This is a genomic window from Nakamurella endophytica (genome assembly GCF_014646215.1).
In the GTDB taxonomy this organism is placed as follows: Bacteria; Actinomycetota; Actinomycetes; order Mycobacteriales; family Nakamurellaceae; genus Nakamurella; species Nakamurella endophytica.
Window position 1 is genome coordinate 130,985 of the sequence record NZ_BMNA01000005.1, and the last position, 23,629, is coordinate 154,613.

The following is a 23,629-nucleotide window of genomic DNA, read 5'->3' on the forward strand; positions in this document are numbered from 1 at the left end:
GGTCAGCGTGCCGGACCGGCCGGGCGGCGTCCGGCTCGGCTCGCCCGCCCGGAGTGCGCCGCCGTCCGCGTCCCCCGGGTGACGGCCAGCTGCAGCGCCAGCAGGGCCGCCACCAGCACGGCGGTGACCGGGACCGCGGCCGCGGTCCAGGTGACGGCCAGCACCAGCGCGGCCGTCACCGGGATGGCCACCGCCATCACGCGCTCCCCCGAGGCGGCCGGGTCGTGTTCGTGCAGGGCCAGCTTGGCGAGCAGGAAGACGGCCACCGGCACGGTCAGCACCGCGTGGGCGGTGGTGGCCGACAGGTGGTGCTCCTCCCCGCCCGACCCGGACAGCGCCGCCACCGACAGCGCCAGCCCCGCGCCGACGGCCGCGATGGAGCTGAAGACGGCGTAGTGCCCGTACCCCCACGCCAGCGCCGTCCGGAGCGATCCGAGGCGGCGGGTCTCCGGCTGGTCGAAGTAGAGCCACCAGATGGCGAACAGCACCACCAGCCCCGACACCGCGACCACGGTCAGTTCCGCGCGGTGGCCGTCCTGGTCGACCGCCGACTCCACGGCCCCGGCCGCTGCGGTCACCGCCTCGCCGAGCACGATCACCGTGAACAGCCCGTACCGCTCGCTGACGTGCCGGGGGTGGTAGGTGGTCCGGATCCGCCGCTCCGCCCACGCCGGTACCGCGAGCTCCACGACGACCAGCACCCCGAAGGTCCACAGCCACCAGTCGTGCGGCAGCGAGAGCCGCACCAGCCACCCGACCTGCACGGCAAGCACGCCCGCCGCATACCGCGCCGCCGTGCCGCGGTGGGCGGGATCCGAGCGCGCCGCGCGCAGCCACTGCACCACCATGGCGACCCGCATGACGACGTAGCCCCATGTCGCGACGGTGGAGTCGGCGTCGACCACCAGGTCGCGGATGCCGGCGGCGAGCACCAGCGACCCGCCGATCTGCACCAGCACGGTCAGCCGGTACGGCACGTCGTCGGTGTCGAAGGCCGAGGCGAACCAGGTGAAGTTCATCCACGCCCACCAGATCGCGAAGAACGCGGCCAGGTAGCCGACCACGCCCAGCCCGGTGTGACCCGCCTCCACCTGCGCCTCCAGCGCCGCACCGGCCCGGGCGACGGCGACCACGAAGCACAGGTCGAACAGGAGCTCCAGCGGCGTGCTCGCCCGGTGCGGCTCGCGCGGGTCGCGGCCGCGCATCGGCCGGTACCAGGGCGATCGCGGACCGGTCCCGGTCACCCGTCCCCCGGCGCCGTCAGCTGTTGCCACCACCGAAGTCCCCACCACCGAAGTCCCCGCCGCCGAAGTCCCCGCCGCCGAAGTCCCCGCCGCCGGGATCCCCGCCCCAGTCGCCGCCGCCGCCGGTCCAGTCGCCGCCGCCGCCGTCCCAGCCCGCGCCCTGGTCACCGGGGCCCCCGTCGCCGGCACCGCCGTCGTACCCCGAGCCGTCGTATCCGGCACCGTCGTATCCGGCACCGTCGACGGCACCCTGCGCCATGCCCGCGTCGTACCCGGCGTCGTACGCCCAGGAGTCGCCGAACCCGGTCATCCCGTCGAACAGCGCCGACGCCACCAGGTAGGAGCCGACGCCCCAGGCGCCGGCGACCAGGGCCGTCCGCCACCACGGCTCGGAGTACCAGCCGCCGGGCACGGGACGCCCGGCGACCACGCCGCCCGGGTAGTAGTGGCTGGTCCGCTCGGACGGTTGCGGCGACGCCTCGTAGCGGTGCCCGTCGACGTCGACCTGGCGGTCCTCGGTCACCGCCCCGGCTCGCTGCTGCCCCGGCAGCGCGGGAACCTCGGGCCCCGGGTCCAGGCCGAGTGCGGTGCGGGCGGCCCGCACGTAGTACAGGCCCTCGTACGCCGTCTGCTGCGCGAGCCGCGCCTGCGCCGCGGTGCGGGCCCGGTCGACCTGGCCGCCGGCCGCGGTGAACCGTTCCGCCGCGTCCGCCAGCGCCTGCCGGGCGGCCGCGTCGCCCGCGGCGTCCAGGGCGTACACCTGGCCGCCGAGCCGCTCGATCCAGCGCCGGGCCTCGGCCCGGGCGTCGTCGAGCTCCTCGCGCGCCCGCGCGGCGCGACGCCGCTGGGCGACGACCACCACGACCGCCACCACCACGACCAGCACCACCACGACGACCAGCGCGTTCACCGGGCCACCTCTCCTGGACGGGTCGTGGCGTGCAGGACTGCGGTGCACCGGTCCGCCGGCACCGGGCGCGCGAGCCCCGGTCCGGGTCGGCGGTCCGCCGTCACCGCCGTCGGCGCCGCGTGCCGAACACCGAGCGGCCGAGCGAGCCGCCCATGGCACTGCCCAACGACCTCAGGAACGAGCCGACCGCGGGGTTGAGCAGGTCACCGAGCCCCGATGCCGGGCCCGCGTCCTCGCGGTCGGCGTGGCGGGTCCGGGACGGCGGGCGTTCGCCGCCGCTGTCCCGCGGGTCGGGTCGCGACGGGCGCCGGGCCGGGGGCGGCGTGATCGGCGGCAGGATGACCGGCGGCAGCTCGTCCGTGGGCGCCGGCCCGGCCACCGGCGGCGGCGCCTGCGGAGCCAGCCGCGCCGCGAGCATCTCGTACGCGGATTCGCGGTCGACGGCCGTGCCGTAGCGCGACTGCAGCGGCGACGCCGCGACCGCCGCCGTCACCCCGGCCGGGTCCGCCGGGCCCATGAGGGACCGCGGCGCGCGGACCCGGGTCCACGCCACCGGCGTCGGTGCCCCGCGCTCGCTGAGCACGGTGACCACGGCCTCGCCGATGCCGAGACCGGTGAGCGCGGTGGACAGGTCGTAGTCGCGGGTCGTCGGGTAGGTCCGCACGGTCGCGGCCAGTGCCTTCTGGTCGTCCGGGGTGAAAGCCCGCAGCGCATGCTGCACCCGCGCCCCGAGCTGGGACAGCACGGGGCCCGGGATGTCGGTCGGCAGCTGGGAGGAGAAGAAGACCCCGACGCCCTTCGACCGGATCAGCTTGACCGTCTGCTCCACCGCCTGCCGGAATGCCTTCGACGCGTCGGCGAACAGCAGGTGGGCCTCGTCGAAGAGGAACACCAGCTTCGGTCGCTCGACGTCGCCGACCTCGGGCAGCGCCTCGAACAGCTCGGCGAGCAGCCACATCAGGAACGTCGAGAACAGCGCGGGGTTGGTGCGGAGTTCGGCGACCTCGAGCAGCGTGACGATGCCCCGCCCGTCCGGAGTCGTCCGCAACAGATCGGCGACGTCCAGCTGCGGTTCGCCGAAGAAGGTGTCGCCGCCCTGGGCCGCCAGGTTGGTCACGGCGCGCAGGATCACGCCGGCCGTCGACCGGGAAACGCCGCCGAGATCCTGGAGGTCGGCCTTGCCCTCGTCGGAGGTCAGGTGGGTGATCACCGCGCGCAGGTCCTGCACGTCCAGCAGCGGCAGGTTGCGGGAGTCGGCCCAGTGGAAGATCAGACCGAGCGTCGACTCCTGCGTCTCGTTGAGGTCCAGCACCTTGGACAGCAGGATCGGACCGAAAGAGTCGAGCGTGGCCCGCACCGGGACACCGGTGCCCTGTCCGGCCAGCGACAGGTACTCGACGGGGACGCCGGTGGGTGTCCAGTCCCGGTCACCGGTGTCCGCGGCGCGGGCCTGGGTCCGGGCGTCCGGCCGCCCGGGCGCGGACAGGCCGGTGAGGTCGCCCTTGACGTCCGGCATGAGGACCGGGACGCCCGCGGCGGACAGCTGCTCGGCGAGCAACTGCAGGGTCTTGGTCTTGCCGGTGCCGGTCGCGCCGGCCACCAGCCCGTGCCGGGTCAGCATCGACAACGGCACCTGGACCTGCGCCGATGGGTCGACCACACCGTCGACGACGACGGTGCCGAGCAGCACCGCGGGCTGGTCGGTGGCGTACCCGGCGGCGATCCGGGTGGCCGTCCCGGCGGGATCGGCGGCGGCGGCCGGCGGGTCGGCCGGTGGTGGTACGGACATCGGACCTCCTGCGGTGCGGCGCGGCGTCGGCGAAGCGTAACGAGCCGACGCCGCCGGGCGCCCGCTCGCGCGGTCCCTCGCGCGTCGCCGACTAGGGTCGGTGCGGTGGCGGACAAGGTGACGGACCGGCTGGTGTGGGTCGACTGCGAGATGACCGGGCTCGACCTGGGCCGGGACGCCCTGATCGAGATCGCGGCGCTGGTCACCGACGGCGAGCTGAACATCCTCGGCGACGGGGTGGACGTGGTCATCCATGCCGGCGACGACGTGCTCGCCGCCATGCCGGAGGTGGTCGCGACCATGCACGCCCGGTCCGGCCTGACCGAGGCGGTCCGCGCCTCCACCGTGACGCTCGCCGAGGCGGAACGGACCGTGCTGGACCACATCCGCAGCCATGTCCCGGACCCCCGCACGGCTCCGCTGGCCGGCAACTCCATCGCCACCGACCGCGGCTTCCTCGCGCGTGACATGCCGGAGCTGGACGGCTACCTGCACTACCGGATGATCGACGTCTCCAGCATCAAGGAGCTCACCCGGCGCTGGTACCCCAAGACCTACTACTCGCAGCCGGTCAAGGGCATGGCGCACCGTGCCCTCGCCGACATCGTCGAGTCGGTGCGGGAGCTGGCGTACTACCGGGCGACGGTCTTCGTGCCGCCGCCCGGACCCACCAGCGACGAGGCGCAGCAGGCGGCGGCCCGGGTGAGCGGGGGCACCGCGGACGGCGCTCCGGCGCGGGCCTCCGGCGCCTGACCGGCGGTCCGGACGGGCCGCCGTGGTCGGCTAGACTGCTGGACGTTCCGGCGACGTCCGGAGCGCGGTGAGCGTAGCTCAGTTGGTAGAGCACTGGCTTGTGGTGCCGGTGGTCGCGGGTTCGAGTCCCGTCGCTCACCCCGGAGCGGGAGCCGCGGGCCCACCGGGCCCGCGGCTCTCTGCGTCTCCCGCCCGACGCCCGGCCGCCCCCGGGGTCAGTGGGGCAGGTACTCGGTCCCCATCGCCCGGCGCACGGCCGCCAGCGTCTCCCCCGCCGTGGCCGAGGCGCGCGCGATCCCGTCGACCAGGACGCCCTGCAGGTACCCGGGATCGGCGACCAGTTCCCGCCGGCGCGCGCGCAGCGGTGCCAGCGCCGTGTTGACCGCCTCGGTCGCGCGTCGCTTCAGCTCCGCCGCGCCGCCGTCGCCGATCTCGGCGGCCAGCGCGACCGGGTCCGTGCCGCCCAGCGCGGCCGCCAGGTCCAGCAGCGACGACACCTCGGGCCGGCCGACGGGGTCGTAGTCGATGGTGCGCAGCGAGTCGGTGCGGGCGCGGCGCAGTGCGGCCGCGGTCTCGTCCGCCGTGGCGGACAGCGCGATCGAATTGCCCCGCGACTTGGCCATCTTCCGGCCGTCGGTGCCCAGCAGCACCGGCACGGCGGACAGCAGGGGCTCCGGCTCGGCGAAGACCGGCCCGTACCGCTCGTTGAACCGCCGGGCCAGCACCCGGGTCAGCTCCAGATGCGGCAGCTGGTCCCGGCCGACGGGGACGACAGTGCCGGCCATGGACAGGATGTCGGCCGCCTGGTGCACCGGGTAGGTGAGCAGCAGCCCGGACAGCGGCCGCCCGGAGTCCGCCAGCTCGGCCTTGACGGTGGGGTTGCGCCGCAGCTCGGAATCGGTGACCAGGGACAGCAGCGGCAGCATCAGCTGGTGCAGCGCCGGCACGGCGGAGTGCGGGAAGATGACCGACCGTTCGGGGTCCATCCCGGCGGCGAGGTAGTCCGCCAGCAGGCCGAGCACCCGCTCGCGGACCGGGCCGACGTGGTCCCGGTCGGTGATCACCTGGTAGTCGGCGATGACGACCGTGATCGGCACGCCGGCGTCCTGCAGCCGCACCCGGTTGGCCAAGCTGCCGAGCAGGTGACCCAGGTGCAGGTCGCCGGTCGGCCGGTCGCCGGTCAGCACCCGGAACCTGCCCGGGTCGGCGGCGATGCGCCGTTCCAGATCCGCGGAGCGGGCGGTGGCGGCCTCGACCGTGCCGTCCGCGAGCTCCGTCGCACCGTCGGAATCGAGGGGGGCGGGATCGGTGGGCGCGGTCCCGGTGGCGCTGGTCATGGTGGTGGTGCTCCTGTCGTGGAGGGGATGCTCGCCGGGCGAGCCGTCCCGCGGACAGGCGTCGGCCGCTGCAGCGAGCGGCCGGAGGGGGTGCGTCGAGGGGGCGGCCGCCTATGCGGTCCGCCACCAGCTCCCGCGCAGGGCGGGCGTGCTCGACGTCATGCCCCGACGGTAGCAGCCCACCGGCCCCGCGGTTTCGGGTTGGCGGAGCCGACCCTGTACAGTCGTGGGGCACGCCGGGGCGGTCGCCCGCCGCCGGAGGCACGCGCCATTAGCTCAATTGGCAGAGCAGCTGACTCTTAATCAGCGGGTTCGGGGTTCGAGTCCCTGATGGCGCACCACATCTCGTCGCTCCCGTCGAGTCGCCGGATGATACGCCCGGTTGACCAGCCTCCCGCCGGGGTACCCCCTCCGCGAGCGGTCCCGGTGCATCCGGAGCGCCGCATCGCAGGGACCGAGCGGCCGCCGGCCGCACCAGACCCCAGGGAGTCCGCATGCTGAGAAACCTCCGTCGACTCGGCTTCATCGGCGGTGTCGTCGCGCTGGCCCGGAGCCCGCAGGGACAGCGCGCCATCGCCAAGGCCCGCGCCTGGGCGTCGGACCCGGCGAACCAGGCCAAGATCAAGTCGCTGGCCGGCAAGGTGACCGGGTCCCGTGGTCGCAGCGCCGGCTCGGTCACGGGGCCGGGCCGCACCGTCTGACCGCGGGCGGTCAACCCGCGGCGTCGATCGTCTCGGGATCCACGGTGTCCCGGGTCCGGATCCCGAGCCGCCGGTTGACCAGCACCGTGACCAGCCAGAGCAGCACGCCGACCGCGAGCAGCAACCCGGCGATCCGGTACTGCGCCGCCGGCCGGCCCGACAGCGGCGTCACCAGGTACAGGCAGGCCACGGCGCCCAGCGCGGCGACGGCTGTCGGCGTGCGGAAGTACCGCCCCGGCCGGGGGTCCCGGCGCAGCACCAGCACCGCGACGTTGACCACCGCGAACACCGCGAGCAGCAGCAGCGACGTCGTCCCGCCGAGCACCGCGACGGCGTCGGCGTCGGCGAACGACACGTAGGCGATCAGCGCGAGGGCCAGCCCGGTGGTGAACAGCACGGCCACCCAGGGCGTCCGCCGCACGGCGTGCACCCGCCCCAGCGCGGGCGGCAGCACCCGCTGCCGGGCCAGCCCGTAGACCAGCCGGCTGGCCATCAGCATGTTGATCAACGCCGAGTTGGCCACCGCGAACATCGAGATGAACGGCAGGATCTCGGCCATCGGCAGGCCGGGGGCGCCGGCCCGGACCACCTCGACGAGCGGGGTCGGGCTCTCGGCCAGGGTGCCGACCGGAACCAGCGCCACGGCGACCAGCGACACCAGCACGTAGATCGCCGCCGTCACGGTCAGGCCGGTCAGCATGACCTTCGGGAAGATCCGGTGCGGCTCCCGGACCTCCTCGACCATGTTCACCGAGTCCTCGAACCCCACCATGGCGAAGAACGCCAGCGACGTCGCGGTGGTCACCGCCAGGAAGACGCCCTTGTCGGACGGGGTGTCGAAGGCGACGACGCGGGACCAGTCGGCCGCGTCGCCGAACAGGGCCCAGACGCCGACCAGGATGACCAGCAGCAGCCCGGAGAGCTCGACCAGCGTCAGCACGACGTTGGCCTTGACCGACTCCCCGACCCCGCGGACGTTGACCAGCGCGACGAGCGCCATGAACGCCAGGGCGACCAGCACGATGCCGCCGTTGCCCAGGCCCAGCCCGAACCCCGCGGACAGGTTCGACGCGAAGGCGCGCGACGCCGTCGACGCCGAGGTGATGCCGGACGACACCACCAGGAATGCGACCACGAACGTGACCACGTGCACGCCGAATGCCTTGTGCGTGTAGAGCGCGGCGCCGGCGGCGTGCGGGTACTTGGTCACCAGCTCCAGGTAGCCGCAGGCGGTCAGGGTGGCGACCACGAACGCCACCAGGAACGGCAGCCAGGCGGCGCCACCCACCTCCGCGGCGATGTCCCCGGTCAGGGCGTAGACGCCGGTACCGAGGATGTCCCCGACGATGAATAGGAGCAGCAGCTTCGGACCCATGACCCGGCGCAGCGCCGGCTGTTCCTGCCGAGCCGGTGCGGTGGTGCTGTGGGACATCGGGACATCACCCTCTCGACCGAGCGTGCCTGTCCGCCGTACTTTGCCCTCTCTTTACCTTTCGGTCCAGAGATCGACCCGGCGACATTCCGTGTGGGCTTCTCCTTCGTGACGCCGCGGCCGGCCGCGCGCGGTCCACGACCCACCGCCGGCGACGCGCGACGGTCCGGGCCGGACGCAGGGCCGACGGTCCGGGTACGGTCGTCACACCCAGCCCTGCACCACCCTCCGTGTTCCCCCAGCGACCGAGGAAGGCCGATGACCGCAGGACCGGGTTCCGCCCTGCCCGCAGCCGGCACCAATGAGGTGATCGGCCTGTACCGGGCCTGCCTGGCTGGCCTCGGCCGGCTCGGCACCTGGCCGCTCGACGGGTTCGACCGCACCGGCGTCCCCGTCGTCGCCACCGTGTGGACCGACCGGGAGGACCCGGCGGTGCAGGCACACGGGGTCGGGTACGGGGCCGACTCCGCGGCGGCGGAGATCGGCGCGCTCGGCGAGCTGGCCGAGCGGGTGGTCATGGCACAGATGCTGCGCGCCCGGCCGGTGCACCGGGGTTCCTACCGGGAGCTGGTGCGCCGGCACGGCACCGACGCGGTCGCCGACCCGCTGACCCTGGTGCTGCCCGCCGGCTCCGCGTACCACCCCGACCAGCAGCTGGTCTGGCTGCCGGCCGTCCGGTGGCGCACCGGCCAGGAGGTCCTCGTCCCGCAGGAGTGGGCGGCCAGCGACCCCGGAGCGCTGACACCCGGCACCGAGCCGCTGGTGCTGCCCATCACCAACGGCCTGGGCGCCGGTGACACGGCGGAGCGGGCGGTGGCGCACGGCCTGCTGGAGCTGCTGCAGCGCGACGGCGACACCGTGGACTTCCGGGCCCTCGACTCCGGCGTGGTGGTCGACCTGGACGGCCTGACGGACCCGGTGGCGCTGGCCGTCCTGGACCGGCTCCGGTCGGTCGGCATCGAACCGGTGGTCAAGGTGGCGTCCACCGAGTTCGTCCCGGTCGTCTATGCCGCAGGCCACGACCCGGACCCGGCCGCCGCGCCCCTGGCGGCCAGTGCGATGGGCGAGGCCGCCCACCCCGACGGGCAGGCGGCCGTGGCCAAGGCGCTGCTGGAGTACGCCTCGTCGCGGGCGCGCCGCGCGTTCGCGTTCGGACCGCTGGAGGACGTCGGCCGGCTGCTGCCCGACTACCTGGACCTGGAGCTGGACCTGCCGGTCGGCGCGCAGGAGGAGCGGGCACTGGAGGCCATGCGGGCCTGGGTGGCCCTGCCGCCGGACGAGCTGCGGCGGGTGGTCGAGCCGACGCTGCTGGGCCGCACCCGCACCGTGTCGGTGGCGGATCTGCCCGCCGCGCCGGCAGCGGTCACCGCGGACCCCGGGGCGCTGCTCGGGTTCCTGCTGGACCTGCTGGCCGACTTCGACGTGCTGGTCGTCCACGGCGCTTGGCACGGGGTCCACGCGGCCAAGGTCGTCGTCCCCGGGCTGGAGGTGGAGACGCTGTCCTACCTGCGGATCGGCGAGCGGGTCGCCCGGCGGCTCCTCGACCGCGGCAGCGACCTGGTGGGCCGGGGGCCCGCCGACGGCGTGGACCGGTTGCCCGTCCGGCTCACGGAGGCGGCGACCGCCCGGCTCGGCGGCCCCGTCTGGTTGGACCGGCGCCGGGTGGACGAGGTGGTCGGCCCGTTGTACCCGCTCTACCGCGAGCCGCGGCGGCACGCCGTCCAGCGGACGGCCGCCGGCCGCTCGAACATCACCGCGTCCGGTCGGCCCCGGTGAGCCGTAGGTCCACGGCGGGCCCGGACCCGCCGGAGCGCACGGACAGGCCGTAGCCCGCCGTCCGGCCCGACCGACGCACACTCACCCGCACTCCCGCATTCCCGCACCACACGGACGTCCGCCACCGCGGATCTCCGCCGCTCCACCGAACAGGAGACGCCCATGACGTTGACCCGCAGGCAGTTCCTCGGCGCCGCCGCCGGGACCGCCGCCCTCGCCGGACTGTCCGCCTGTTCCGACGTCCATTCCGGCGGCGGCGGCGCGGCGAGCTCGACCGACCTGCCGTCGGTGAGCCAGAGCGCCGCCGGGTCCGGCTCGGCCGGCTCCACGGCATCCGCCGGCGCCAAGGCCAGCCCGACGGCCAAGCTGTCCGGCACCGTGTCCTTCGCCTTCTGGGGCGGCAGCACCGGTGAGACCGCCGGTTTCACCTACGCCAAGAAGAAGTTCGAGGCGGCCAACCCCGGCACCACGATCGAGTTCCAGGTCTCGCCGTACGACGGGTTCTTCTCCGGCATCGACCGCGGCATCCAGACCGGCAAGGCGCCGGACACCTTCCGGGTGGACTACACCACCATCGCCAAGTACTCCAGCCGCGGCCTGCTGCTGGACATGTCGCCGTACTTCACCACCGCTGAGACGCAGGCCTTCCTGCCGGCGCTGTGGGACGCGGTCAAGAGCAACGGCGTGCCCTACGGCGTCCCGCACCAGACCGACACCACCTGCATCGTCTACGACACCAAGGCGTTCGAGACGGCGGGCATCACGTCGGTCCCGGACCGGCTCGAGGACGCGTGGACCTGGGAGGAGTTCGCGGACGTCGCCGCCAAGCTGCGCAAGACCCTGCCGGCGGCCAAGTTCCCGTTCGCCTACGACTGGACCAAGGCCGGGGCGTTCCGCTGGCTGTCCTGGCTGTACCAGGCCGGCGGGACGCTGCTGACCCCGGACCTGAAGAAGGCGGCCATCCCGTCCGACGCGGCGACCAAGGCGCTGGACTTCACCAAGAGCTTCTTCACCAACAAGTGGGTGCCGAGCACCGGCACGATCAAGACGAGCCAGTACTCGGACAACTTCTTCCTGTCCCAGACGGTGCCGATGTCGTTCGTCGGGGACTTCCTGGTGCCGGAGATCGCCGATCCCAAGGCCGGCTACAAGGGCGACTGGGCGGCGACGTTCATGCCGCGGGACAAGGCCGCCGCCGCGGACCTGGGCGGCAACGCGATCGTCGCCCGCAAGGACTCCTCGAACCCGGACCTGGCCGCCGCATGGCTGAAGTTCCTGGTGCAGGAGGACGCGATGCGGTACTTCTGCGAGCAGGCCATCGAGCTGCCGACGCTGCAGTCGCTGGCGTCGGCCGAGCTGAAGTACGCCTTCCGGCCGGACGTGGTGTCGGTCTGCGCGAAGCAGGCCACCACCATCTCCGACACCATCGTCAAGGAGTCGACCGTGCCGGCGTTCTCGTCGATCAACACCGTGCTGGGCGACCAGCTGGAGCTGGCCTTCCACGACCAGTCGACCGAGCAGACCCTCGCGGCGCTGGCCGCCGCCGTCGACAAGGCGCTGACCTCCTGAGCGCGACCACCGGGTTGCCGGCGGCGGCGGGACTGGCCGCCGCGCCGGCCCCCCGGCGCCGGGCCCGCCGGAGCATCGGCGACGCGTTGACCGCCGGCGGGTTCTTGCTGCCGAACCTGGTGCTCTCCGGCGTGTTCCTGGTGCTGCCGCTGATCCTGACGGTGGTCATCAGCTTCCAGAAGCTGGACTCGCTGGGACCGGCGCAGTGGCTCGGCGTGAACAACTTCCTGGACCTGTTCCGGGATCCCACGTTCTACGAGACGCTCTGGAACACGGTCGTCTTCACCGTCTGCACGGTGCCGCTCGGCATGGCCGTCGGGCTGGGCATCGCGCTGCTGCTGAACACGGTGATGCCGCTGCGCACCCTCTGGCGGGCCGTCATCTTCGTGCCGCTGGTGCTCTCCAGCGTGTCGGTCGGCCTGCTCGGCGCCTGGATGTTCGACCAGTACAACGGCTTCGTCAACAAGTTCCTGGCGGTGCTCGGCATCGACGGACCGGACTGGCAGTCCAACGGCACCTGGGCGATGGTCTCGGTGATCCTGATGACGCTGTGGCAGCGGATCGGGCTCGACATGATCATCTACCTGGCCGGGCTGCAGGGCGTGGACCCGGCGGTCCTGGAGGCGGCCGAGGTCGACGGGGCGTCCAGCTGGCGGCGGTTCCGGAGCATCGTGTTCCCGCTGCTCGGCCCGTCCACGTTCTTCCTGCTGATCATGAACCTGCTGTTCTCGTTCCAGGTGTTCGACACCGTCTACGCCATGACGGCCGGCGGTCCGAACTTCTCGACCACCACGCTGGTGGTCTACGCCTACCAGCAGGGGTTCTCCGACCACGGACCCGGACAGCTGGGGTACGCGGCCGCCATCGGCGTGGTGATCTTCGCGGTGTCGCTGCTGCTCACCGCGGGCCAGTGGCGATTGAGCACGACCCGGGACGAGGTGGGCTGAGATGACGACCACGACCGCCAGCGCCCCACCGGCCGTCGCCGCCCCGGCGACCGGCCCGGCCGGGCGTCCCTACCGCCGCAACCGGTTCCGCCGCCTGCGGCTGGTGTCCGCCGTGCTCATCACGGCCGTCATGGCCTTCCCGCTGTACTGGATGCTGCTGACGGCGTTCTCCCGCCGCGACGACCTGTATGCCCCGGGCCTGCACCTGTGGCCGCAGCACTTCACCTGGGACAACTTCTCGGCGCCGATCGAGCGTTTCCCGGTGTGGACGTGGTTCCGCAACTCGCTCGTCATCGCCGTCGCGGTCACCGCGATCACGGTGGTCTGCAACCTGCTGGCCGGTTACGCCTTCGCCAAGTTCCGGTTCCGCGGCAAGAACATCCTGTTCCTGGTGCTGCTGTCGACCATGATGATCCCTGTCCAGGCGATCATGGTCCCGCAGTTCCGGATCGCCACGGACCTGGGCCTGTACGGCGACCTGTGGGCGGTCATCCTGCCCGAGAGCGCCGCCGTGTTCGGGATCTTCCTCGCCCGGCAGTTCTTCCTCGGGATCCCGGACGAGCTCATCGAGGCGGCGCGCATCGACGGCGCCGGAGCGCTGCGGGTCTTCTGGAGCGTGGTGCTGCCGCTGGCCAAGCCGTTGATCGCGGTGTCGGTGCTGCTGGCCTTCATGAACGAGTGGAACAGCTTCTCCTGGCCGCTGATCGTGCTGTTCGCCAACGAGCAGCTGTTCACCATGCCGCTGGGGCTGGTGACCGACCTGCAGTCGCAGTACACCTCCGACTACGGTGCGATCATGGCGATCACCCTGCTGTCGGTGACGCCGATCCTGGTGCTCTTCGTCGCCTTCCAGCGCTACTTCGTGCAGGGCCTGGCCCGCACCGGGCTCAAGTGACGGCTCCGCAGAGCCCGGTCGGCCCCCACCGGCCGGTGCCGGCTCCGGGCGGGCCGGCGGGCGCCGCACTCCAGGCGGTCCGCGGGAGCCAGGACCGCGACTACGCCGCGGAGGGCATCCCGATGCTGCTGGCCCTGGTCAGCGAGGTCGAGCCCATCCCCGACCCGGTCGAGGCGGTCCGCCTGGACGGCCGGGGGCTCGCCGAGGCCGTCGAGCAGGACCGGCAGGCGGTGGCGCCGACCCGCCGCGACGCCGACCTCGGGATCACCGGCAGCCTGCTGCAGGCCCGGGCGTTCCGCGACCTGGCCGGCGGGACCGACACAGGGGCGGGGCCGGCATGAGCCTGCGCCGGCACCTGGACCTGCTGGCCGGCGGGCGCTTCCTGCGGGTGGTGAACTACCACAACACCCCCGCGTCGACCGCCGGTGCCGTGCTGCGCGAGCTGGAGCAGCTGCGCGAGCGGTTCGACCCGGTGGGCCTGGCGGACCTCGACGTGTTCTTCGCGACCGGCCGCTGGCCCACGGACCGTCCCGGGCTGCTGCCGGTGTTCTACGAGGGCTACCGCAACAGCGCCCAGGTCGCCGCGCCCGCGTGCGATGCCACCGGGTTCGTCGGGTGGTTCCCGGTGTGCACGGCGTTCGTCCAGTGCCCGCCGGCCGAGCAGGAGGTGTTCGCCCGCAGCCACCTGGTCGACCTGGTGCCCGAGGAGCTCGGGTCGCCGCGGCTGGCGCTGTCCCCCGACGAGGTGGGCGAGCTGGCGCAGCGCCACGTGGTGCTCGCGCACACCGCCTCGCACGCCGGCATCGCCGACGTCTGGACGGACGAGGACCTGGACCGCGAGGTGCACGAGCCCGGCCGGGTGCTGCGGGAGTGGACGGGGCAGGCCGCCCCGGCCTTCGTCTGGCTGCACGGCACGCCGTGGGGTGGCCACCCGCGCCACGACGCGGCCGTCGTCGACGCCGGCTATCGCTACCAGTTCAGCAACACCATGCTGCAGCGGCTGCGCTGAGCGGTTCCACCAGCAGCGGTGCTGCGCCGGCACTTCCGGGCTGGCACAGTGTCCCGATGATCGAGGAACACAGGTGACCGCCGGCGGCACGGCGGGCCGGATGGGCAGGGCGGCCCGGGACGCCGGTCGGCAGGCCGAGGATGCAGGCCGCGACGTCCAGGGCGCGCCCTGGTTCGGGACGCTGGTGATGGTCGGGCTCGTCGCCTACGGCGTCGTGCACCTGGTGGTGGCCTGGCTGGCCCTGCAGCTGGCCTTCACCGGCACCGGACAGGAGACGTCGCAGCAGGGCGCGATGGCCGAGCTGGCGTCGACCGCGGTGGGCAAGGTGCTGCTGTGGGTCATCGCGCTGGGGCTGGTCGCGCTGACCGTCTGGCAGGCGCTGGTGGCGGCGATGGGCTACCGCGACGAGAGCGGGTCCACCAAGGTGCAGCGGCGGCTGTCGGCGGCGGCCAAGGCGGTGGTCTACGCCGCGCTGGCGGTCAGCGCCGTCACCACGCTGACCGGATCCGCCAGCGCCGGGGCGGGCGACCGCAAGGAGAAGGGCTGGACGGCACGGCTGCTGTCCGTGTCGTTCGGGCGGGTACTGGTGGCGGCGGTCGCCGTCGCGATCCTGGCCGTCGCGGCGCGGCTGGTGTACCGCGGCGTCACCACCAAGTTCACCCACGACCTGCGCACCCGACCGCCCGCCGCCGCCCTGCGGCTGGGGCAGGTCGGCTACGTCGCCAAGGGCGTGGCCTTCGCCGTCGTCGGGATCCTCGTCGGCTGGGCCGCCGTGACGCTCGACCCGGACAAGGCCGGCGGGCTGGACACGGCGCTGCGGACGCTGCGCGGGCAGCCCTACGGCGTCGTGCTGCTGGTGGTCATCGCGCTCGGCATCGCCTGCTTCGGCCTGTACTGCTTCTACTGGGCCCGGCACGCCAAGCGCTGACCCGGGGCGGCCCGCCCCGGAGGAGCGCCCCGTCGAGTCGGGCGGTCAGCCGGCCGACACCCGGCGGCGCAGGTGCGCCGCGCGGTCGACGACCTCGGCGCGAGCGGCCTCCTCGTCGACGGTCAGGCACCGGCGGTCGGCGACCACGGTGCGCCCGGCGACGACGACGTCCGTGACGTCGGCGCCCGTCGCGGCGTAACCGACGAACGACGACGCGGACCCGAGCGGGGTCGCGGTCGTGCCGGTGACGTCCAGCAGCACCAGATCCGCGGGCGCGCCGACGGCCAGCGCACCGGTCAGCCCCTGGTCGAGCGCGGCCGCGCCACCGGCGGTCGCCAGGGCCAGGAAGCCGTCGACGCCGGTGACGGCGGCGTCCTCGGCCACCCCGCGCTGCACCAGCGAGCCCGTCTTGAGTTCCTCGAACAGGTCCAGGGTGTTGTTGCTGGCCACCGAGTCGGTGCCCAGCCCGAGCCGCACGCCGGCGGCGAGCAGCGCCGGCACCGGCGCCACACCGGCGCCGAGCTTGAGGTTGGACACCGGGTTGTGGGCGACGGTGACCTGCTCGCCGGCGAGCAGCTCGAGGTCGCCGTCGAGCAGGTGCACGGCGTGGGCGACGTGCGTCCGGCCGGCGAGCAGGCCGAGGTCCGCGACGAGCCGGACCGGCGAGACCCCGTGCCGGCGGACGGACTCCTCGACCTCGCGGCGGGTCTCGGACAGGTGGATGTGCACGCCGACACCGTCGACGGCGCGACGGCGCGCCACGTCGCGGATCATCTCCGGCGGGCAGGTGTACGGCGCGTGCAGCCCGTAGGACACCGTGACCCGGGGCTCGCCGCCCACCGCGGCGGCGAGTGCCGGGACGCCGTCGAGCACCTCGGCGCCGGTGACGTCCCAGGCGGCGGGGAACGCGACCCCGTCGTAGCCGAACACGGCCGGCGCGGCGTTCACCCGGAGGCCGGCGGCCAGCACGTCGCCGAGCAGGTCCGGGGTCCAGGCGAACATGTCGACGAACCCGACGGTGCCGGTGCGCAGCATCTCGGCCAGCGCCAGCCGCAGGCCGGCACGGACGTCACCGGCGGTCATCCGCACCTCGGACTCGCGGACCCGGCGCAACCAGGTGGCCAGCGGCAGGTCGTCGCTCACCCCGCGGAGCAGCCCCATCCCGGCGTGCGTGTGCGCGTTGACCAGGCCCGGGAGCACCAGCCGGCCGGAGCCGTCGAGGTCGTCGGGGCCGGCCGGTCCGCGCGCCGGTCCCAGGTGGGTGATCCGCCCGGTCTCCGGCGACCAGGCGATCTCCCCGGGCACCATCTCTCCCGGGCGGCACAGGATGGTCGTGCCGACGATCCGGCGCTCGGTCACCGACCCACCGGTGGCGTGCGGTCCCGTCCGGGACGCCGGGTCACAGCGCGGACAGGCTCTGCCACTCGCCCCAGGGGATCGTCCAGTCGTAGAGGTCGCCGTCCGCGGCGGACAGCTGCACGCTGGTGCCGGTGATTTCGACCGGGTCGCCGATCAGGGCGGACTGGAAGTACGCCTTCGCGTTGACGGCGGACAGGTTGATGCAGCCGTGGCTGACGTTCACCACGCCCTGGTCGCCGACGGTGCCCTGGTTCTGGTGGATGAACTCGCCGTTGTTGCTGATCCGCACGTCCCAGTACTCGGTGACGTTGGTGTAGCCGTACGCGGGGTTGCTCATCTTGTGCACCGGCAGCAGCTCGTTGACCACGTGGATGCCCGACCGGGTGACCCGGTTCGGATCGCCGATGTCGTCGCCGCTGCCGTACGACGCCGGGTAGCTGGCCACCGTGCTGGTGCACGAGTCCGGGTCGTTCATCTCGGTGCAGCCCTGCTTGACCACGATCTTGTAGGACTTGGCGTCGGCGTAGACGACCTGGCTGCGGCCGATGGTGAAGTCCGACGTCAGGTCCTCGGAGCCGTACACGCCGTCGGCGAACTTGAGGCCGTAGATCTTGGCGTCGACGTGCACCTTGGTGTTGGCGGGCCAGTAGTTCTTCGGCCGCCAGTCGATGCCCCAGGCGTCGTCGTGGTGGATCCACGCCCAGGAGCCCTCGACCTTGGGTGTCGTGGTGACGGAGAGGTGCTTCTCGATGAGCGCCTTGTCCGTCGGCTCGGTCGGGAACCGGATGATGATCGGCTGCGCGATGCCGACCACCTCGCCGTCGCCGGGGGTGATGGTGCTGCGGGCCTCGTTGTCCTCGCCGATGGTGCTGAAGGTGCCCTTGATCGGGACCGACTTGCCGTCGGTGCCGACGGCGGTCCCGGCGACGGTGTACGTCTTGCCGAAGCCGAGCACCTCGCCCAGCGTCCAGGTGGAGCCGTCGGACGACACGGAGCCCTTGACGACCTTGCCGGTGGGGTTGGTCAGGGTGAGCTTCTTGATGCTGCCCTTGGCCACCGAGATGGTGATCTCCTGGGCCGGCGACAGCTCGGTCGCCCCGAAGGACGGCGAGGCGCTGACCTTGGCCACCGGGGGCAGTACGGCCGTGCTGGACGTCGCCGAGGTGGTGGACGACGAGGTCGTGCTCGACGTCGCCGGCGAGGACACCGTGGGCGTCCCGCCGGAGGAGGCGCCGGCCGACTCCCCGCCCGAGCTCGGCACGGTCACCTGCGGCTGGGTCGATGCCCCGCCGGACGTGCCCGGGGTGGGCGCGGAAGCGGTGGAGGAGGTCACGGACACCGTCGTCGACACGGTCGGCGCCGCGGAGCCGCTGGTGCAGGCGGCGAGCACGCCGACGGCAGCGAGCAGGACCGCGGGCAGGGCCAGTCGACGGGGGGACTGCATGGGCAACGAACCGCCTCGGGTCTGCTGGTGTCGGGGACCCGGGGCGACCGCACGCCGCAGCGCCGCCCCTCCCCGGTGTCCCGAGGATACCGACGACTCCGGTTGCGGCGGTGTGAAGATCACCGCGGACGGCGTCCCCCGGAGGTCAGCGGAACAGCCGCCGCACCACCAGCACGACCACCAGGGCGCCCACGCCGATCAGCGAGTACTTGACCTTGGGGTCGGCCAGCGTGGCGTTCACCGTCCGCTTGCCCTGCTCGACGAGCCGCTTGGGATTGGCGCGTACCGCCAGCTGGTCGATGGTGACGGCCAGGGCGTCGCGAGCACGCTCGATCTCGGCCTGGATGGTGTCCGGATCGCGAGCCACGAGGCCTCCACACATTGGGGTCGGTCGGCGGTGCCGCTCCGGTCGGACCGGGCGGCGGTTGGTGGATACCCTAGCCGCATGCCCGACGCGCTCCCCGGCCCAGGTGATCCCGCTCCGTCCTGGACGCTGCCGGACGCGCAGGGCCGGCCGGTGAGCCTGTCGGACTTCGCCGGCCGTCGGGTCGTCCTGTACTTCTACCCGGCCGCGATGACGCCCGGCTGCACCACCGAGGCCTGCGACTTCACGGCCGCCCGGAGCCGGCTCGACGAGGCCGGGTACCACGTCGTCGGCATCTCGCCCGACGCACCGGAGAAGCTGGCCCGGTTCGCGCTGGACAGCTCGCTGGACCTGACCCTGCTGTCCGACCCGGACCGCACGGTGCTGCGGGCCTACGGTGCCTTCGGCGAGAAGAAGCAGTACGGCCGGACGGTGCAGGGCGTCATCCGGTCGACGTTCGTCGTCGGGCCGGACGGGCGTATCGAGCAGGCGTGGCGCAATGTCAAGGCGACGGGCCACGTGGCCCGGGTCCTGGAGCGGCTGGGACTGGCTGCGTGACCTGCGCGCCGACGCGGTCGGCGTTCCCCCGGGGGCCGTAGCCCAATTGGCAGAGGCACACGGTTTAGGTCCGTGCCAGTGTGGGTTCGAGTCCCACCGGCCCCACTCCCCCGACACCACCGGCTCGGGCCGGACCGTCGCCGACCGTCCGGGTCAGTGAGCCGGGTTGTCGGTGTGCGGGGTGCGTCCCAGGTCTTGCCAGTCGTCCTCGGCCACCTCGACGCCGTAGTGCTCGGCGGCCGCGCGGATGTTCGCCCAGGCCAGGTCGCGGGCCCGGTCGTCGACGTCTCCCACCTGGTCGAAGCGGGCCAGCGCCGTGCGCACGTGGGCCGCGTCGGTCAAGGGTTCCTTGCGCTGCTCGGGGAAGGCGAAGACGGAGTCGGGCAGCTCGGTCCGGGCGTGGCCGGACTGCGAGCCGTGCACGGTGTGCGGCTTCCAGGTCGGGGTGCGGCTCATGACCGGCTCAATGGTTCCCGGCCCACTGGCCGTCGCTGGCCACCGCGTCGCCCTTGAAGGCGGCGTCCTCGGCCCGGTCGCCGTGGGTGGAGAAGCGCTCGGCGTCGGCGCCCGCACCCGGTGCGGCGGCGTCCGCACCGCCGCCGGTGCGCTCGGGCACGAGCGCGGCGGTGCCGTCCCCGGGGGCGTCCTCGCCCGGGTCGGTCCTCGGGCCCTGTGCGTCCATCACGACTCCGTTCCGTCGGTGCGCGGCCATCCGGCGCCGACCGGGTCGGAGCGGGCGGCCACGCGAAGGCCTCCGACGCTACGCCGCCCTCCGGTGCCGCGCCCGGCCGTGCGGATCCGCCCGGAGCCGGTCCCGCTCAGCCCTTGACGTCGTCCCGGTCCGGGTCGACGTCGAGCCGGTCGGCGAAGGCCGCGTCCTCCGGGAGCCGCTCGTCGTCGGGGTCCGCGGTGTCCCCGGGGCCGCTCACGGGCGGCGCCGCGGCCGTCCCGTGGAGATCCTCGGACCCCTCTCCGGCGTCCGGGCCGACCGCCGCCGGTCGTCGCCGCCTGCTGCACCCTGCTCGCCCACTGGGACCTCCTGGCGGCGGCCGCTGGTGGCCGCCTGTCCGCATTGAACCAGGGACCGTGCCCGGCGGCAGGCCCGCGTTTCCGGGGCCGGCGCGCGACGCGCCGGATCCCCCGGCGTGCGCTGGGCCGCTGCGGGGTACTGCGTCGATAGGCTTCCGGCACTCGGTCGGGCAGGGGTACGCATCCGCGTCCCCGGGGCCGGCCCCCCCGAGAGAGGTGTGCGATGTCGTCCACGGAAGATCCGCAGCAGGAACAGCGCCGGACCGCCGGGTCGAGCCCGGTACGCCCGGACACCTCGGCGGACGAGACCCAGGTGGTGCGCCCGCTGGACCTGGAGTCCGACGACGACCCGGCGCGTCCCGCGCCGCGGACCGGGTTCTCCGACGCCGGCACGCTGGCCTCCGGGTTCGAGCGAACCGGGTCCGCCTCCGCCTCCGCATCCGAGCCCGCCCGGCGTCCGGCCGCGTCGCCGGCGCGGGACGACGGGCCGGCCACCGAGACGTTCCACCCGGGCAACGACGACGACGACGAGCCTGGGCGGTCCGCCCCGCTCTACGGCGGCTCGGGCGGCTCCGGGTCGAGCGGCTATGGCTCCGGCGGCTCGGGCGGTTACGGCTCGAGCGGCTCCGGCGACTCTTCGCGCTACGGCGGCGACGCCCCCCGGTACGGCGGTGACGTCCCCCGCTACGGCGAGGCCTCGTCCGTCGGGTACGGCGCACCGGCCTACTCGTCCACGTCGGAGCCGCCGGGACCGTCCGGCTACGGCGCCCCGACCCAGGTCTTCCCGGCCGGCCAGCCGGGGTACGCACCGGCCGGGCACCCGCAGCCGTACTCGGCCCCGGCGCAGAGCACCCGGATCCCGCCGCCGGCGTCCCCGCCACCGCCTCCGCCCGGCTCCCGGGCCACGGCGGCGGCACTGTCGGTCATCCTCGGGCTCGTGCTGAGCGCGGCCGGCGTCTACCTGCTCGGCAAGTACGGCGTCCGGGCCGAGGGTTCGATCGTCGGCGGCGGGAACCGGTCGTGGACCGACATCATCCTGGGTGCCGTCGGCGCGGTGCTGCTGCTGCTGGCCGTGGCGCTCAACGGCTGGTCGGCCTGGGCCACCGTGCTGCCGGGCCTGGTGCTGGCCGGCTTCGGGGCGTGGGCGTACTTCACCCGGGGCGGCTACGACCAGCTCACCCGCTGGACCCATTTCCTGTTCCCGAACGACGAGATCCGGACCTGGCACGCCGCGGGCTTCACGCTGCTGGTCGGGTTGCTGCTGCTCGGCGCGAGCCTGGCCGCCGGACTCGCCCGGGGTGCCGGCCGGCGCCGGGGCGAGGCCCTGGCCGCCGCCCGGCAGTACGACCGGGACTGACCCGGGTCAGCGGCCGAGCACCTGCCGCAGCTCCGGCAGCACCGCGGCCAGCGCCCGGCCGCGGTGCGACAGGGCGTCCTTCTCACCGGGTGACAGCTCGGCCGACGTGCGCCCGTCACCGGTCCGGTCGCTCTCCGCCGGCACGAACAGCGGGTCGTACCCGAACCCGTGGGCGCCGGCCGGCCGGCGCACGATCCGGCCGCGCCACTCGCCGCGGCGCAGCACCGTCCGGGCGCCCGGCACGGCCAGCGCGATGGCGCAGACGAACGCCGCGCCGCGCCGCTCGTCCGGGACGTCGGCCAGCTGCGCCAGCAGCAGCGCGTTGTTGGCCTCGTCGTCGCCGTGCCGGCCCGACCACCGGGCGGACAGCACCCCGGGCATCCCGTTCAAGGCGTCGACCGCGAGCCCCGAGTCGTCCGCGAGACTGACCAGGCCGGTCTCCCGGCACGCCTGGTCGGCCTTTTCCCGGGCGTTGTCCTCGAAGGTCGCACCGGTCTCCGGCAGTTCCGGGAACTCCGCCACGTCGGCCAGGCCGAGCACCGTGACCTGCGCGCCGACGATCCTGCGGAGTTCGGCCAGCTTCTTGGCGTTCCGGGTGGCCAGCAGCACGGTCCCGGCGGCCGCCGCGGTCACGCCGTGCCGTCCCGGCCCGGGTAGGGCTGGGCGAGCGCCTCGCGCTGCAGCCGGGCCAGCTCCGCGATGCCGGCGAGCGCGCTGTCGAGCATGGTGTCCAGCGTCGACCGCGCGAAGGTGGCGCCCTCGGCCGTGCCCTGGATCTCCACCAGCGTGCCGCCGTCCGTGGCGACGACGTTCATGTCGACCTCCGCGCGCGAATCCTCCTCGTACGGCAGGTCCAGCCGGACCCGGCCGCCGACGACGCCCACCGACACGGCGGCGATCTGGCAGGACAGCGGCTGCGGGTCGGACAGCGCACCCGCGGCGCGCAGCCAGGACACGGCGTCGGACAGCGCCACGTACGCCCCGGTGATCGCCGCCGTCCGGGTGCCGCCGTCGGCCTGCAGCACATCGCAGTCCACCGCGATGGTGTTCTCGCCGAGCGCCGCCAGGTCCACGCAGGACCGCAGGGACCTCCCGATCAGCCGGGAGATCTCGTGCGTGCGGCCGCCGACCCGGCCCTTGACCGACTCCCGGTCCGAGCGCTCGTGGGTCGCCGACGGCAGCATGGCGTACTCGGCGGTGAGCCAGCCCAGGCCGGAGCCCTTGCGCCAGCGTGGGACACCGGTGGTCACGGACGCCGCGCACAGCACCTTGGTCCCGCCGAACTCGACCAGCACGGACCCGGCGGGGTGGGCCTGGAAGCCCCGGGTGAAGCGCACCGGGCGCAGCTCGTCGTCGGCTCGTCCGTCGGCTCTGGTCTCCAGGGGCATGTGCCGAGCCTAGGGCTCAGCCGACGGCCAGCCGACCGCCCGTCACCGTCCGGATCTCCGGTCCCAGGAACCGGCGGCCGAGCCGGGCGAACGGCTCGGGATCGCCGGTGGCGCGGAACTCGTGCTGCGGGGAGGCTCCGGACGGGTCGGGTTCGGCCAGCAGGTCGGCCTCGGTGAGCCGCCGGTAGACCTCCTTGGCGGTCTCCTCCGCACTGGAGACCAGGGTGACGCCGTCCCCCATCACCAGCTGCAGGACCCCGGTGAGCAGCGGGTAGTGGGTGCAGCCGAGCACCAGGGTGTCGACCTCGGACCGCTGCAGCGGGGCCAGGTAGGCCTGGGCCAGACCCAGCACCTGGCGACCCGACGTCACGCCGCGCTCCACGAAGTCCACGAACGACGGGCAGGCCACCGCCCGCACCGTCACGTCGCGGGCCGCGTCGAAGGCGTCCTGGTAGGCGCCCGACGCGATGGTCGCCGACGTGCCGATGACGCCGATGTGGCCGGTGCGGGTGGCGGCGACGGCCCGCCGCACGGCCGGGCGGATCACCTCGACGACCGGTATCGGGTACCGCTCCCGGGCGTCGGCCAGGCAGGACGCGGACGCCGTGTTGCAGGCGATGACCAGGAGCTTGACGCCGGACTCGACGAGCTCGTCCGCGACGGCGAGGGCGTGCCGCCGCACCTCGGCGATCGGCAGCGGGCCGTACGGGCCGTTGGCCGTGTCCCCCACGTACCGCACCCGCTCCCCGGGCAGCTGGTCGATCACCGCCCGCGCCACGGTCAACCCGCCGACACCGGAGTCGAAGATGCCGATCGGTGCGTCGTCCACGTCCGGTGACG

At 73.9% G+C, this 23,629-nt stretch carries 24 protein-coding genes and 3 tRNA genes; 14 read left to right on the top strand and 13 right to left on the bottom strand.

The features are described 5' to 3' along the window. Nucleotides 1-2: 2 nt before the first annotated feature. The 3 genes from IEY37_RS14235 to IEY37_RS14245 all read right to left on the bottom strand — a co-directional run bounded on the left by IEY37_RS14235 (nucleotide 3) and on the right by IEY37_RS14245 (nucleotide 3,943). Nucleotides 3-1,205, bottom strand: coding sequence for a low temperature requirement protein A (locus IEY37_RS14235; RefSeq protein WP_188942648.1), 1,203 nt, complete (start codon nucleotides 1,203-1,205; stop codon nucleotides 3-5). A gap of 55 nt (nucleotides 1,206-1,260) precedes the next feature. Further along, nucleotides 1,261-2,154 (bottom strand): DUF1542 domain-containing protein, encoded by an 894-nt coding sequence (locus IEY37_RS14240; protein ID WP_188942650.1) that lies wholly within the window; start codon nucleotides 2,152-2,154, stop codon nucleotides 1,261-1,263. A 100-nt stretch (nucleotides 2,155-2,254) separates the two neighbouring features. Next, nucleotides 2,255-3,943, bottom strand: coding sequence for a helicase HerA-like domain-containing protein (locus tag IEY37_RS14245; protein ID WP_188942651.1), 1,689 nt, complete (start codon nucleotides 3,941-3,943; stop codon nucleotides 2,255-2,257). 117 nt (nucleotides 3,944-4,060) lie between these two features. On the opposite strand from IEY37_RS14245, the gene orn reads away from it, so the two are divergent. Beyond that, nucleotides 4,061-4,696, top strand: a complete 636-nt coding sequence (gene orn / locus IEY37_RS14250; RefSeq protein ID WP_188942866.1) for an oligoribonuclease — start codon at nucleotides 4,061-4,063, stop codon at nucleotides 4,694-4,696. Nucleotides 4,697-4,763: 67 nt separating this feature from the next. Beyond that, nucleotides 4,764-4,836 (top strand) — tRNA-His (locus tag IEY37_RS14255). Nucleotides 4,837-4,911: 75 nt separating this feature from the next. Here the strand turns inward: IEY37_RS14255 and trpS are convergent. Continuing rightward, nucleotides 4,912-6,033: a tryptophan--tRNA ligase gene (gene trpS / locus IEY37_RS14260; protein ID WP_188942653.1), complete on the bottom strand. Its 1,122-nt coding sequence runs from the start codon at nucleotides 6,031-6,033 to the stop codon at nucleotides 4,912-4,914. Nucleotides 6,034-6,298: 265 nt separating this feature from the next. Between trpS and IEY37_RS14265 the strand changes: the two genes are divergently transcribed. After that, nucleotides 6,299-6,374: transfer RNA gene (locus tag IEY37_RS14265), tRNA-Lys, on the top strand. Between the two features lie 153 nt (nucleotides 6,375-6,527). Beyond that, entirely contained in the window at nucleotides 6,528-6,734 is a 207-nt protein-coding gene (locus tag IEY37_RS14270) for a hypothetical protein (RefSeq protein WP_188942655.1), read from the top strand. A gap of 10 nt (nucleotides 6,735-6,744) precedes the next feature. On the opposite strand, the gene IEY37_RS14275 is transcribed toward IEY37_RS14270, so the two are convergent. Further along, nucleotides 6,745-8,166 carry an APC family permease gene (locus IEY37_RS14275; RefSeq protein ID WP_188942666.1) on the bottom strand — a complete coding sequence of 474 codons (1,422 nt, stop codon included), beginning with the start codon at nucleotides 8,164-8,166 and terminating at the stop codon, nucleotides 6,745-6,747. A 258-nt stretch (nucleotides 8,167-8,424) separates the two neighbouring features. Between IEY37_RS14275 and IEY37_RS14280 the strand changes: the two genes are divergently transcribed. The 7 genes from IEY37_RS14280 (at nucleotide 8,425) to IEY37_RS14310 (ending at nucleotide 15,290) form a co-directional block, all read left to right on the top strand. Beyond that, complete coding sequence (locus tag IEY37_RS14280; RefSeq protein WP_188942668.1) at nucleotides 8,425-9,942, top strand: YcaO-like family protein; 1,518 nt, start codon at nucleotides 8,425-8,427, stop codon at nucleotides 9,940-9,942. A gap of 162 nt (nucleotides 9,943-10,104) precedes the next feature. Then, nucleotides 10,105-11,511: an ABC transporter substrate-binding protein gene (locus IEY37_RS14285; protein ID WP_188942670.1), complete on the top strand. Its 1,407-nt coding sequence runs from the start codon at nucleotides 10,105-10,107 to the stop codon at nucleotides 11,509-11,511. An 86-nt stretch (nucleotides 11,512-11,597) separates the two neighbouring features. Beyond that, nucleotides 11,598-12,458, top strand: coding sequence for a carbohydrate ABC transporter permease (locus IEY37_RS14290; RefSeq protein WP_188942672.1), 861 nt, complete (start codon nucleotides 11,598-11,600; stop codon nucleotides 12,456-12,458). 1 nt (nucleotide 12,459) lies between these two features. Further along, nucleotides 12,460-13,353 carry a carbohydrate ABC transporter permease gene (locus IEY37_RS14295; protein ID WP_188942674.1) on the top strand — a complete coding sequence of 298 codons (894 nt, stop codon included), beginning with the start codon at nucleotides 12,460-12,462 and terminating at the stop codon, nucleotides 13,351-13,353. Continuing rightward, complete coding sequence (locus tag IEY37_RS14300) at nucleotides 13,350-13,694, top strand: hypothetical protein (RefSeq protein WP_188942676.1); 345 nt, start codon at nucleotides 13,350-13,352, stop codon at nucleotides 13,692-13,694. The genes IEY37_RS14295 and IEY37_RS14300 overlap by 4 nt, the downstream gene beginning before the upstream one ends. After that, nucleotides 13,691-14,362 carry a polysaccharide deacetylase family protein gene (locus IEY37_RS14305; RefSeq protein WP_188942684.1) on the top strand — a complete coding sequence of 224 codons (672 nt, stop codon included), beginning with the start codon at nucleotides 13,691-13,693 and terminating at the stop codon, nucleotides 14,360-14,362. The genes IEY37_RS14300 and IEY37_RS14305 overlap by 4 nt, the downstream gene beginning before the upstream one ends. A gap of 73 nt (nucleotides 14,363-14,435) precedes the next feature. Continuing rightward, complete coding sequence (locus IEY37_RS14310; protein WP_229674442.1) at nucleotides 14,436-15,290, top strand: DUF1206 domain-containing protein; 855 nt, start codon at nucleotides 14,436-14,438, stop codon at nucleotides 15,288-15,290. Between the two features lie 45 nt (nucleotides 15,291-15,335). Here the strand turns inward: IEY37_RS14310 and IEY37_RS14315 are convergent, their stop codons facing one another. From IEY37_RS14315 to IEY37_RS14325, 3 genes are all read right to left on the bottom strand, one after another. Continuing rightward, entirely contained in the window at nucleotides 15,336-16,649 is a 1,314-nt protein-coding gene (locus IEY37_RS14315) for an amidohydrolase family protein (RefSeq protein ID WP_188942691.1), read from the bottom strand. Nucleotides 16,650-16,689: 40 nt separating this feature from the next. Then, nucleotides 16,690-18,093: a L,D-transpeptidase gene (locus tag IEY37_RS14320; RefSeq protein WP_188942693.1), complete on the bottom strand. Its 1,404-nt coding sequence runs from the start codon at nucleotides 18,091-18,093 to the stop codon at nucleotides 16,690-16,692. 145 nt (nucleotides 18,094-18,238) lie between these two features. Then, nucleotides 18,239-18,460, bottom strand: coding sequence for a DUF3618 domain-containing protein (locus IEY37_RS14325; RefSeq protein WP_188942695.1), 222 nt, complete (start codon nucleotides 18,458-18,460; stop codon nucleotides 18,239-18,241). 78 nt (nucleotides 18,461-18,538) lie between these two features. Between IEY37_RS14325 and bcp the strand changes: the two genes are divergently transcribed. Continuing rightward, on the top strand, nucleotides 18,539-19,015 hold the full coding sequence (gene bcp / locus IEY37_RS14330) for a thioredoxin-dependent thiol peroxidase (protein WP_188942697.1): 477 nt from the start codon (nucleotides 18,539-18,541) through the stop codon (nucleotides 19,013-19,015). A 31-nt stretch (nucleotides 19,016-19,046) separates the two neighbouring features. Then, nucleotides 19,047-19,120: transfer RNA gene (locus IEY37_RS14335), tRNA-Leu, on the top strand. A gap of 48 nt (nucleotides 19,121-19,168) precedes the next feature. Here the strand turns inward: IEY37_RS14335 and IEY37_RS14340 are convergent. Beyond that, a complete protein-coding gene (locus tag IEY37_RS14340; RefSeq protein WP_188942699.1) occupies nucleotides 19,169-19,471 on the bottom strand; it encodes a DUF6582 domain-containing protein in 303 nt (100 codons plus the stop codon). A gap of 7 nt (nucleotides 19,472-19,478) precedes the next feature. After that, the gene (locus tag IEY37_RS14345; protein ID WP_188942701.1) at nucleotides 19,479-19,697 is read right to left on the bottom strand and encodes a hypothetical protein; all 219 of its coding nucleotides are present in this window, start codon (nucleotides 19,695-19,697) and stop codon (nucleotides 19,479-19,481) included. A 570-nt stretch (nucleotides 19,698-20,267) separates the two neighbouring features. On the opposite strand from IEY37_RS14345, the gene IEY37_RS14350 reads away from it, so the two are divergent. Next, a complete protein-coding gene (locus IEY37_RS14350; RefSeq protein WP_188942703.1) occupies nucleotides 20,268-21,401 on the top strand; it encodes a hypothetical protein in 1,134 nt (377 codons plus the stop codon). 6 nt (nucleotides 21,402-21,407) lie between these two features. Here IEY37_RS14350 and rdgB read toward each other — a convergent pair whose 3' ends face one another. The 3 genes from rdgB to murI are packed head-to-tail and all read right to left on the bottom strand — an operon-like array spanning nucleotide 21,408 to nucleotide 23,618. After that, entirely contained in the window at nucleotides 21,408-22,034 is a 627-nt protein-coding gene (gene rdgB / locus IEY37_RS14355) for an RdgB/HAM1 family non-canonical purine NTP pyrophosphatase (RefSeq protein WP_188942705.1), read from the bottom strand. After that, a complete protein-coding gene (gene rph / locus IEY37_RS14360; protein ID WP_373298347.1) occupies nucleotides 22,031-22,783 on the bottom strand; it encodes a ribonuclease PH in 753 nt (250 codons plus the stop codon). Before rph ends, rdgB begins: the two co-directional genes overlap by 4 nt. A gap of 22 nt (nucleotides 22,784-22,805) precedes the next feature. Next, entirely contained in the window at nucleotides 22,806-23,618 is an 813-nt protein-coding gene (gene murI / locus IEY37_RS14365) for a glutamate racemase (protein WP_188942709.1), read from the bottom strand. Nucleotides 23,619-23,629 lie beyond the last annotated feature (11 nt).

What these genes read in the sequence shown, in the direction of transcription:
- IEY37_RS14235 (WP_188942648.1), bottom strand. Translation starts at nt 1,205, where the DNA reads ATGCGCGGCCGCGACCCGCGCGAGCCGCACCGGGCGAGCACGCCGCTG.
- IEY37_RS14245 (WP_188942651.1), bottom strand. Translation starts at nt 3,943, where the DNA reads ATGTCCGTACCACCACCGGCCGACCCGCCGGCCGCCGCCGCCGATCCC.
- trpS (WP_188942653.1), bottom strand. Translation starts at nt 6,033, where the DNA reads ATGACCAGCGCCACCGGGACCGCGCCCACCGATCCCGCCCCCCTCGAT.
- IEY37_RS14270 (WP_188942655.1), top strand. Translation starts at nt 6,528, where the DNA reads ATGCTGAGAAACCTCCGTCGACTCGGCTTCATCGGCGGTGTCGTCGCG.
- IEY37_RS14275 (WP_188942666.1), bottom strand. Translation starts at nt 8,166, where the DNA reads ATGTCCCACAGCACCACCGCACCGGCTCGGCAGGAACAGCCGGCGCTG.
- IEY37_RS14280 (WP_188942668.1), top strand. Translation starts at nt 8,425, where the DNA reads ATGACCGCAGGACCGGGTTCCGCCCTGCCCGCAGCCGGCACCAATGAG.
- IEY37_RS14285 (WP_188942670.1), top strand. Translation starts at nt 10,105, where the DNA reads ATGACGTTGACCCGCAGGCAGTTCCTCGGCGCCGCCGCCGGGACCGCC.
- IEY37_RS14295 (WP_188942674.1), top strand. Translation starts at nt 12,460, where the DNA reads ATGACGACCACGACCGCCAGCGCCCCACCGGCCGTCGCCGCCCCGGCG.
- IEY37_RS14305 (WP_188942684.1), top strand. Translation starts at nt 13,691, where the DNA reads ATGAGCCTGCGCCGGCACCTGGACCTGCTGGCCGGCGGGCGCTTCCTG.
- IEY37_RS14320 (WP_188942693.1), bottom strand. Translation starts at nt 18,093, where the DNA reads ATGCAGTCCCCCCGTCGACTGGCCCTGCCCGCGGTCCTGCTCGCTGCC.
- bcp (WP_188942697.1), top strand. Translation starts at nt 18,539, where the DNA reads ATGCCCGACGCGCTCCCCGGCCCAGGTGATCCCGCTCCGTCCTGGACG.
- IEY37_RS14340 (WP_188942699.1), bottom strand. Translation starts at nt 19,471, where the DNA reads ATGAGCCGCACCCCGACCTGGAAGCCGCACACCGTGCACGGCTCGCAG.
- IEY37_RS14345 (WP_188942701.1), bottom strand. Translation starts at nt 19,697, where the DNA reads ATGGACGCACAGGGCCCGAGGACCGACCCGGGCGAGGACGCCCCCGGG.
- IEY37_RS14350 (WP_188942703.1), top strand. Translation starts at nt 20,268, where the DNA reads ATGTCGTCCACGGAAGATCCGCAGCAGGAACAGCGCCGGACCGCCGGG.